At 59.2% G+C, this 9,657-nt stretch carries 11 protein-coding genes; 4 read left to right on the forward strand and 7 right to left on the reverse strand.

The window, feature by feature from the left end:
• Positions 1-2 precede the first annotated feature (2 nt).
• From FVF58_RS35490 to FVF58_RS35505, 4 genes are all read right to left on the reverse strand, one after another.
• Positions 3-626, reverse strand: coding sequence for a cytochrome b/b6 domain-containing protein (locus FVF58_RS35490; RefSeq protein WP_149674384.1), 624 nt, complete (start codon positions 624-626; stop codon positions 3-5).
• 153 nt (positions 627-779) lie between these two features.
• The gene (locus FVF58_RS35495) at positions 780-1,553 is read right to left on the reverse strand and encodes an alpha/beta fold hydrolase (RefSeq protein WP_149674404.1); all 774 of its coding nucleotides are present in this window, start codon (positions 1,551-1,553) and stop codon (positions 780-782) included.
• Between the two features lie 209 nt (positions 1,554-1,762).
• Positions 1,763-2,377 carry a hypothetical protein gene (locus FVF58_RS35500; protein ID WP_149674385.1) on the reverse strand — a complete coding sequence of 205 codons (615 nt, stop codon included), beginning with the start codon at positions 2,375-2,377 and terminating at the stop codon, positions 1,763-1,765.
• A 47-nt stretch (positions 2,378-2,424) separates the two neighbouring features.
• The gene (locus tag FVF58_RS35505; protein ID WP_149674386.1) at positions 2,425-2,730 is read right to left on the reverse strand and encodes a putative quinol monooxygenase; all 306 of its coding nucleotides are present in this window, start codon (positions 2,728-2,730) and stop codon (positions 2,425-2,427) included.
• Between the two features lie 108 nt (positions 2,731-2,838).
• Here FVF58_RS35505 and FVF58_RS35510 point away from each other — a divergent pair, with 108 nt between their 5' ends.
• Positions 2,839-3,798 carry a GlxA family transcriptional regulator gene (locus tag FVF58_RS35510; RefSeq protein WP_149674405.1) on the forward strand — a complete coding sequence of 320 codons (960 nt, stop codon included), beginning with the start codon at positions 2,839-2,841 and terminating at the stop codon, positions 3,796-3,798.
• 404 nt (positions 3,799-4,202) lie between these two features.
• Here the strand turns inward: FVF58_RS35510 and FVF58_RS35515 are convergent, their stop codons facing one another.
• Complete coding sequence (locus FVF58_RS35515) at positions 4,203-4,835, reverse strand: FMN-dependent NADH-azoreductase (RefSeq protein WP_149674387.1); 633 nt, start codon at positions 4,833-4,835, stop codon at positions 4,203-4,205.
• A gap of 117 nt (positions 4,836-4,952) precedes the next feature.
• Here FVF58_RS35515 and FVF58_RS35520 point away from each other — a divergent pair, with 117 nt between their 5' ends.
• From FVF58_RS35520 to FVF58_RS35530, 3 genes are all read left to right on the forward strand, one after another.
• A complete protein-coding gene (locus FVF58_RS35520) occupies positions 4,953-5,804 on the forward strand; it encodes a LysR substrate-binding domain-containing protein (protein WP_149674388.1) in 852 nt (283 codons plus the stop codon).
• 223 nt (positions 5,805-6,027) lie between these two features.
• Positions 6,028-6,738, forward strand: coding sequence for an SDR family NAD(P)-dependent oxidoreductase (locus FVF58_RS35525; RefSeq protein WP_149674389.1), 711 nt, complete (start codon positions 6,028-6,030; stop codon positions 6,736-6,738).
• Between the two features lie 58 nt (positions 6,739-6,796).
• Positions 6,797-7,222, forward strand: coding sequence for an organic hydroperoxide resistance protein (locus FVF58_RS35530; RefSeq protein ID WP_149674390.1), 426 nt, complete (start codon positions 6,797-6,799; stop codon positions 7,220-7,222).
• A 269-nt stretch (positions 7,223-7,491) separates the two neighbouring features.
• Here FVF58_RS35530 and FVF58_RS35535 read toward each other — a convergent pair whose 3' ends face one another.
• Positions 7,492-8,496, reverse strand: coding sequence for a tyrosine-type recombinase/integrase (locus tag FVF58_RS35535; RefSeq protein ID WP_149674391.1), 1,005 nt, complete (start codon positions 8,494-8,496; stop codon positions 7,492-7,494).
• Complete coding sequence (locus FVF58_RS35540; protein ID WP_149674392.1) at positions 8,489-9,448, reverse strand: tyrosine-type recombinase/integrase; 960 nt, start codon at positions 9,446-9,448, stop codon at positions 8,489-8,491. The genes FVF58_RS35535 and FVF58_RS35540 overlap by 8 nt, the downstream gene beginning before the upstream one ends.
• Positions 9,449-9,657 lie beyond the last annotated feature (209 nt).

Below are 9,657 nucleotides of genomic sequence, written 5' to 3' on the forward strand. Positions count from 1 at the left end.
GGTTACCGTCCGCGAATCATCAGAAGCAATGAGCGCGGCACCAGCGCGATCATGACGACGTGCACGACGAAGAACGCAACCAGCACGCTCATTGCGAAAAAATGCACGACGCGCGCATTGTCGTATCCGCCCATCAGCAGACGCAGCAGCGGGAATTGCACCGACTTCCATATCGCCAGCCCCGACAGGATCACGAACACGATATCGACGATGACGACCAGATAGGCGAGTTTCTGTACCGCGTTGTAGCGTGTAAGGTCTTCATGCCCGAGCGTGCCGCGCAGCGCTGCAACCAGATCGGTGGCGATTGACCTGAAGCTGATCGGCAACAGTTTCCGGCGCAGACGTCCGGAAGCAAGATTCATCCCGAGGTAGGCGAGGAAATTCACGACCAGCAGCCACATGATCGCGAAGTGCCACAGCAATGCACCACCGAGCCAGTCGCCCAATGTGATGGCGGACGGAAAGCGCAAGAATGAGAAGATCGGCGAGGCGTCGTAGACCTGCCAGCCGCTCATCACCATCAGTACGATAGCGAGCGCGTTAATCCAGTGCGTGATGCGGACCCAGGCGGGTTGAGTCGTTACATGGCTCAAAGCGATCTCGTGATTGATGAGGTTGCCCATCGTTGGAAACGCCAACCCGGCGCCCTTAGATTTGTTGTCAACTACGTGACGCGGCTTGCGATCAGGTCGGCAGCATGCCCGTGACAAGAAGAGCGTCCAAAGCACGACCATTCTGGTCACGTGCATACACACCGCGATCGTAAGAACAATTGCTTACTGGCCAGACTGCTGTGCCGCCTGTTCGATCAGTGCAGCGACTTCCCGCGGATGGGATTCAAACACCGCATGGCTCGCGCCGTTGATCTCGACCGTAGTCGCGTGAGCACGCGCTGCATACATGCGTTCGAGATCCGGATTGATGATCTTGTCGGCTTTCGCGACCATATACCAGTTGGGCTTTGTCTTCCATGCCGGATCGGAAATTTGCGTCGAGAACACAGATGCCGCGAGCGGTATCTGCGCATGCGCTTCGAATTCGGCCTGCGCACGGGGCAGGTCGGGTGCGAACTGCAACGGATAGTCGGCCGGTTTCAGGTAAACAAAATTATCCGGAGTTCCGATGATGGATATGGGTGCGCCCGGGTACTTCTTGCCGTTGTCCGCCATGGTTTCACCGGCGTCGAGCGCGTGCGCGGCGATGTAGACCAGCGACTTCACGTGATCGTCGTTCCCGGCTTCACTAATGATCGCACCAGCATAGCTGTGACCGACAAGCACGCAGGGACCGTCGAGGCTGTTCAGCACGCGTTTCGTGGCAGTCACGTCGTCGTTAAACGACGTCAGCGGTTGTTGCACCAGTGTCACGTGATAGCCATCCTTCGTCAGAATGTTGTAGACAGGGCGCCAACCTGCGGCATCGGCGAATGCACCGTGGACCACCACGATGTTCTTAACAGGTGTGGCAAAAGCAGGCGCAGCGGCGGTGGCAAGCAGGCAGAGTGCAGCAGCAGTTTGCAAGGCGGCGGATCGAAACGTCGGAAAACGCATGGTGAATCCTTGAAAAATAAAGGGAAACAATCGATTAGGATAATTGAATGAATGGAAAATAAGACCGCACTGTCGGCGGCGCGAGGCGACTTGCAGTCGTTGCCGTAGTCATCTACGATGCCAGCACATCAGGCGGGTACTGCGGGCGAGCGCGCCTGACCGGAACGGGGCGGGTTCCATGAGCGGCCACAGTGGACCGACATCACGCGTTAGAACTGCGGCGCCAAGCCGTCCTTTTCGACGAACAGCACGTGAGCGTCATAAACACCGTTCGCACCCGGTGTTACCACGAGGAACACCTTCTTTCCTGCCGTCAGATCCGCTTTGCTCGCCGGAACCGGCGTCACGACGGGCACGTTTGCCGGCACTGTCACCGTGCTGGTACCGCCCTTGTATGACAGATTCAGTTCACGGCCGCTGGTGCCGGTGACAACCGACACCACGTTTGCATTCGTCATTGTGCTGTTGGGACCGAAGTCATAAGCGAAATGCCCTTCGGCGGTACCGCGTGCCGCCTCAGGAAAGACGATCATCGAAGTGGCCGTCAATTTCCCATCGCTGCCCGTGAGCGCTGGCGTCCCCACGTACGAACCGACTTTGGCGTCGGAAAGCTTGGCGGGCTTGAATGCCGACACCCCCACGTCCGGCTTGACATCGATCGACACGGTGTCGCCGCTGTTGCGGTGTACGGTCAGTATTTCGCCTTTGAACGACACGACATCGCCACGAATCCGTTCCGGTTTGACGTCAGGCGTTTGCGCAAAAGACGCACTCGAAAGCGCAAGGGCGGCGAACAAGGCAGCTAGTTTGTACTGAATCGACACGAGTTACTCCATCTATGTGAATGCGATTGAATCGGGGTGCAAACGACTCACGCCAGTTGATTCTTCATGCCCAGGACGTCGATCGACTCGATCGACGGGGCGCTTGCCAGCATCTCGTCGGCGTGCGCCGCCAGGGCGTTGGCAATACTTCCATGCAGATGTGCCTGACGATCCTCTTCATTGGCAAAGGCGTCGAAGATGCCAAACGTTGTCGGCGACAGCTTGAGGGCAAACCAGATCGGCGTGGTCGCCTCCCGGCCTGCCATTTCAAGGCCGGCGGCAAGGAAGTCCGCTACCGCCTGCTGCTTTCCCGGTCTGGCTTCAAGTCGGACAAATAAAGCATTCCTGATCATCTTCGTTCTCCAGTGTCCGCGCGAGGGTTCATGCGGTGAGTGACACTGTACAAACATAGTGCGCTGGAGAATACTGTCTCAATCGACAATTTTGGTATCAATTCTGCCATGCGAATTTTTGTCCTCGCGCTCGAGGGGGTATTCGATACAGGTCTTACTACTGTGCTCGATGGCTTGACGATGGCCAACAGCCTTGCGTGCGCGACAGGGATAGCCACAGCGGGCTTCGACATCACTGTAGTGGGGATGCGGCCCCAGGTGCGCACCGCGCTTGGGCTGCAAGTGCCCGTCCGCGTGGTGATTGACACCCCTGCACCGGATTGGGTCGTCGTACCGGCGCTTAACCGCACGACCGCCGAGGATCTCGTGCCCGTGCTCGGCCGGGACGACGTGGTCGATGCGCTTGATGCTTTGCGCTCGTGGCACAGCGGCGGCGCCCGCATTGCCGCCGCCTGTACGGGCACGTTCGTGCTGGCTGAAAGCGGCTTGCTCGACGGTGGTGAAGCCACGACCACTTGGTGGCTCTCACCGCTGTTCCGGCAGCGTTACCCACAGGTGCACCTGGATGCCCATCGCATCGTCGTTCCCAGCGGCAAGGCGCTGACGGCAGGGGCGGCCCTGAGCCACGTCGACCTTGCACTCTGGCTGATCCGCAACAACAGTCCTGAGCTTGCCGCACTCGTGGCCAGGTACCTCGTATTCGATTCGCGGCTGTCGCAGTCTGCGTATGCGATCTCCGATCACCTCGCCCATTCGGACCCGCTCGTCGAGCGTTTCGACCGTTGGGCGCGTGAACACCTCGGCATGGCCATCTCGCTCGATGTCGTCGCCGATGCCTTAGCGACCAGCAAGCGGACCTTGACGCGACGTCTGGATGCGGTGCTCGGTAAAACGCCCGTCGAGTACATTCAGGATCTACGGGTGGAGCGCGCCGTACATCTGCTCAAGACGAGTAAGCTCACGGTTGATCGCATTGCTGAACAGGTCGGGTATGCGGACGGCCATACTTTGCGAACGTTGCTGCGGCGGCGGATAGGTAAGGGAGTACGTGAGTTGCGAGGGGCTTGAGCCGCAGTGGCCATGTTCCAATATGCCGGATGTCTTGAAGACAGTTGATCTGGCTCAGGCTCATTAATCCCGTTGCCGGTCAGTGTGGATGCGGCGTCGAACTGGGCATCGAAAACGACTCGCTATGCAATGAGGCGCATTAACTGAAACCGCTTCAGATCTCTCCGCTGGTTTCTGGGCAACGTTCTTGCCTGCGGGGTCAGGATCGGACACGGCCTGTGCAGTGGCAGCGGATAGCAGACCAACCGGCGATGGCGAGTGACAATAATCCTTGCTTGAGCCGCGCACTCAAAATGGCGCCTCGTCAAAAAGTAGGAATAAAGGCGGCGTCACGTAGTCGAGCATCACTTTGGTTCAGGCGGAGTGATGTGCCACATGCGCCACGTAATTTTTCATTTGCCGACTTAGGCCGCCCGTGCAAGCGCTACTGCGTGCTCGCGTGCAGCCTGTCTCGCCGCGTAATCGACTTCGGGACCAAGGAGTGTTTTCTCGACGACAATCGATCTAACATCGGTCACGCCGACGGATCGCAGCCACGCTTCCACATATGGCCGCTGAAAATCGAACGAATGGGCGGGCGTGCTCGAGCCCACTGAATAGTCAAGGCCTCGCGCATAGATGACCACCGCTTTCTTGTCTTTCAGCAAGCCCTGTAGCCCACGCTCATCGAATGAGAACAAAATGCCGCGCTGCGACACGACGTCGATGAAATGCTTGAGCTTGTAGGGAATGGAAAAATTCCACAGCGGCACGGAGAACAGCAACGTGTCCGCGTCGTGCAATCGCTGCGCGAGTTCTCGGATGCTCGTCCACGCCTGCTGCTGGCGTTCGCTGAGCGATGTGCCGTTTAGGTCTGCGTATTTGGCATCGAGCGCGTCGCCGTCGAACTCCGGCAGTTCGGCCGACCACAGATCGAGCACGTCGAGCCGATGATCCGGATGCGCGTCGAGATAAGCGTCCAGATATGCGCGTGCGACGTCGAGCGACGCCGAGCGCCTCTTACGTGGTGACGATTCAATATGCAGCAAGGTAGGCATGGAAATGCTCCGAATAGGTTGACAGAGCCCCCATCACAACATATTTCGATTCAAAATATAAACGAAGTATCATCGCCATATTCAGTCTGATTCGCACTATATAAAAGAGGACTATCCATGTTCGATACCGTCCTGCTGCGATCTTTCGTGGCCGTGGTGCAGGAAGGCGGCTTCACGCACGCGGCCGCCCGTCTCAATCTGACGCAGTCTGCCGTCAGCGCACATCTGCGGCGTTTGGAAAAACAGACCGGCCGCGACCTGCTCGCGCGCACCACGCGCTCGGTCACGCTCACAGCGGACGGCGAGCTGCTGCTGGGTTATGCGCGAGCGATCCTCGCACTCAATCATGATGCGCAGGCGCAACTGTCGCGCGGACCGAGCGAGGGCGCGATCCGCGTCGGGCTTTCCGAAGACCTCGCCAACGTCAGGCTCATGAACGTCATGCAGACGTTCGCGCTGCGCTACCCGCGCATCGCGTTCAGTGTCAGGGTCGGCATTCCCGCCGAACTGTTGCACGCGATGGATCAGGCCGAACTCGACATGGTGATCGGCGGTCGCTGCGAGGGTGCCCGCTCTGGACGCGTGCTCTGGCGCGAGCCACTAGTGTGGGCCGGCGCGGAATGGGCATCGCTTACGCCTGGCGCTCCGGTGCCGCTCGCGCTGTTGCCGGAACCGTGCCCGTATCGTGAGGCTGCACTGGCCGCACTCGCCCGGGCCGGCGTCGACTACCGGATCGCGCTGGTGTGCTCGAGCGGCGCCGGTCTGTGCGCCGCAGCGCAGGCCGGCTTTGCGGTCGCGCCGGTCGTGCAGACGCAACTCGTGCACGGCTTGCGCGTGGTCCCGCCGGATGCCGGCTTGCCTTCACTGCCCGATGTCGAGTTCACGATTTTCACTGCGGCGGGTGCATCCGCGCCCATCGCCGACGAACTGGGTAGCGCCGTCGTGTTGGCATTCGCGAACAAAGGTTGACGCAGAAGGAGCGCAAGGTGGGCTGCCGGGAAAGGGAATCAAAACATCGGTCGACCGACGCTAGCCGATGAGTCATGGGGCCGCGATCCGATTTGTTCCGCTCACGCAAAATAGTTTGTCCATGGCGGGTATTTGCTCGAAGCATAAATACGCCTAGATTAGGCACGCATCGGAGCCGCCGGCCCGGTGGGCAAGAGAGCCCAATCCAATATTCGAGGTTTTCATGAGCGCGTCGCAAAAGGTCGTAGTCGTTACGGGTGCATCACAGGGCATTGGCGCAGAGACCGTCAAAGCATTTCGCAAACTTGACTATCGCATTGTCGCAACGGCACGCAGCATCAAGCCGTCCGACGATCCCAGCATCCTGACGGTGGCGGGTGACATCGCTGACCCGGCGACGGCGCGTCGCGTCATTACGGAAGGCGTAGCGCGCTTCGGGCGCATCGACACGCTGATCAACAACGCCGGTGTCTTCATCGCAAAGCCGTTTACCGGTTATACGGCTGAAGACTACGCTGCGGTGACGGGCGTGAATCTGAACGGGTTCTTCTACATCACGCAGCTGGCAATCGCTGAAATGGAGAAGAACAAGAGCGGCCACGTGGTCAGCATCACCACCAGCCTGGTCGACCACGCCATCGACGGGGTGCCGTCGGTGTTGGCATCACTGACGAAGGGCGGTTTGAACGCGGCCACGAAGTCGATTGCCATCGAATACGCGAAGCGCGGCATCCGCGCGAACGCGGTTGCCCCCGGCATCATCAAGTCGCCTATGCATGCGCCCGAAACGCACGCGGCACTCGGCGCACTCCACCCGATGGGTCACATGGGCGAGATGAGCGACATCGTCAACGCGATCCTGTATCTGGATGCGGCGCCGTTCGTGACGGGCGAGATCCTTCACGTCGACGGCGGCCAGAGCGCTGGGCACTAAAGCATCACGGGCGCTACTGATTGCGCCCATTATCTGATTCATCGATAAGGAGCTGACAATGTCGATCGAAAACGTTCTCTACCGTGCCCATGCTGAGGCTACTGGAGGTCGGGAAGGCCGCGCCGTGGCACCGGAAGGCGGACTGGACCTGAAGCTGACGAGGCCGAAGGGATTGGGTGGAAAGGGCGAGAAGGGCACAAACCCCGAAGAGCTTTTTGCCGCCGGTTACAGCGCGTGCTTTATCGGTGCAATGCAATTCGTCGCTGCGCGCGACAAAATTGCTATCCCGGCTGATGTGTCGGTCAACGGAACAGTGGGCATCGGCCCCATTCCCAATGGCTTCGGCATCGAAGTCGAGTTGAAGATTTCGTTGCCGCGCATGGCACGCGATGCGGCTCAGGACCTCATCAACAAGGCCCATATTGTGTGTCCCTATTCGAACGCAACGCGGAACAACATAGACGTGACACTTACGCTTGTCTAAGCCGCCATTCCGGTCGATGAACTGCAGGTCGCCGTTGTAATTGGCGACCTGCAAGACGATTCCCACTCACGCGACGATCTGGCCGCGGCGTTACGCGAGAAGTGAGCGAGCATCGCAAGCGGATCCCGGCGATCGTTGATTCTGAGGCGTCATGCAACTATATGCATTGCGCGTCTAATGCGAACAGTTTTTTTATGTAGATCTGGCAGGACGAATGAAGGGCCGCGCCCCGTCGGGAGCGCGACGCGTGCTCCGCATGGGTCACATAATCATAGCGACTTCAGGAATCGCAGAAGCGTCTGAGGTGGTTGATACCGAGCTCGCTTCACATCTGGTGGATTCAACCGGGCGAGCGCGCGTTTCTTCATCTCAAGATCGGCCTCGACGTACATGTGCGTCGTCGTTGGGCTCTCGTGTCCTAGCCACAACGCAATCTCAGTGGGCCATACGCCAGACTGCAACATCGCCATGGCGGTCGAATGCCTGATGCGGTGTGGGGAAACCTTGACATTGGCGAGTTCGGGATGCCGATCTAACGCGGCCCTAGTAGCCAGCTTCAGCCGCTGACAGACTGTGGCACGGTTCATTGCCGTGCCCTGCCGTGTGGGCAGCAGCGGAGATTGCTCGGTCAGCTGCGGGTTACGGCCAAGCCAGTCCCGAATATCCCGGGCTGCGCTCTTCCAAAGTGGTAGCGATCGCTGCTTTCGCCCTTTGCCGTGCAGATGAATGAAGGACGTCGGGCCAAGGATTACGTCGCCGACCCGAACACCAACGATCTCCGATACCCGGGCGCCGGTGTTATAAAGCAAGGTCACCATCAGTCGATCTCGATGACCGAGCCAGCTCGCCGTCGAAATGTCCATGACGGCCAGCATTTGTTCCTTCGACAGGAATCCGATCATCGGCCTGTCGAAGCGTTTCGTTGGAACTGCCAGTGCCTGCTCAATGACACGCAGGTTCGAGACGTCGCGCCGAGCGGCGAACCGCAGGAACGACCGTATGGCCGCCAGCCGAATATTGCGGCTGCGTACTGTATTGTGGCGGTCCCGTTCAAGATGCTCAAGGAAACTGGCCAGGAACTTCGCGTCAATGTCAGCCAACTGCAATGCTGACGGCGGCTTGCCCAGGTGTTGCTCAGCAAAGCGCAACATGAGCAAGAAGGCGTCTCGATAGGACGCGACGGTACGGGGGCTAAGCGCTCGCTGCTGCAACATGTAGTCGGTGAAGAACTCTTGCACCAGGCCGGCGAAGGTGGGTGAGGTTGAGCTAGGCATGACGCATCTCCTCCAGTGCGAAATTCTCGAACTTCGTGCCCACCAGAGACATAAGTTCCGGCGTGCCGCTGAGGTACCAGTAAGTGTCCGAGATGCTGGCATGACCAAGGTAGGTGCATAGCCAGAGGATGGCATGATCGACGGTCTCTCCCGTCTCGTACCATCGCTGTAGTCGAGCCACGGCGAAGCTATGGCGAAGATCCTGAATGCGCGGGTTTGGGTGGCCTCCGCGTGCCTGCCAACCCAATTCCCGACGCAACTGATCGAAAACGCCTTCAACTGTCCTCTTCGGCAGCGGGCGGCCCGACGGTGACACGAAGAAGGGCATGCCCGCACGGACTTCGACGTTCCGATCACGAAGTTGCCGGTATTCGCTGAGCGCTTGTACGACGCTGCTGTGCAACGGCAAGCAGCGCGACTTTTTGAACTTGCTGTGACGTACCGTTAGACTTCCACGTCGCAAATCAACGTCACCATCAAGAAGGTTCAAGGCTTCTGAAAGCCTTAGCCCGACGGCGGAAATGAGGCCGAACAGCGTTCGGTAGGTCGTGGGCCGCACTCCCCCCGTCGGGGGCAGGCCGCCGGCCTGCTCGAGGAGATTTGACACCTCCTGTGCGGTGTAGATATGCGGCGCCAGGCGCCGATGGCCTGACCCGAAGGTGTGTAAGTCGGGGATCTCTGTTTCCGGCTCGAACTGCCGGTAGTACGCCGCGAAAGGTCGAACGACTTCCAGCCTGCGAGCCCAGGTCACCGATCCGGTCCGCTTGACATGCTCTCGCGCCCAGTCGAGTTGTACCGCGAGTGTCAGAGGCCCTTGATGCCCGTGGACGTCTGCGTATCTGGCAAAGCGCATCAGTTGTTGGCCGGTAATACCCAGTTCGAAGCCGAGTCCTCTGCGGTGCGCCAGATAGCGTTCGACAGCCTCTTCGATGGTGTTGTTTCCAGTGCTCATATCGCACCTCCAGGCCATGGCATCGCAACGGCCGACAAGTGAACCATGTCGACCTTCGTGTAGAGTAAATGTACTGCAGTGCATTTGATATATTACCGGCCGAAAGTTGCTATGTGCAGTCTCGGTTCCGGCTCATTGATAGCAAAGGAGTTCGGTCGTAGGAACTCGGCATAAATATCCGGTCGGTTGTGGAGGCCCGCCACCAACAG

It is taken from the genome of Paraburkholderia panacisoli, from assembly GCF_008369935.1.
GTDB lineage: Bacteria > Pseudomonadota > Gammaproteobacteria > Burkholderiales > Burkholderiaceae > Paraburkholderia > Paraburkholderia panacisoli.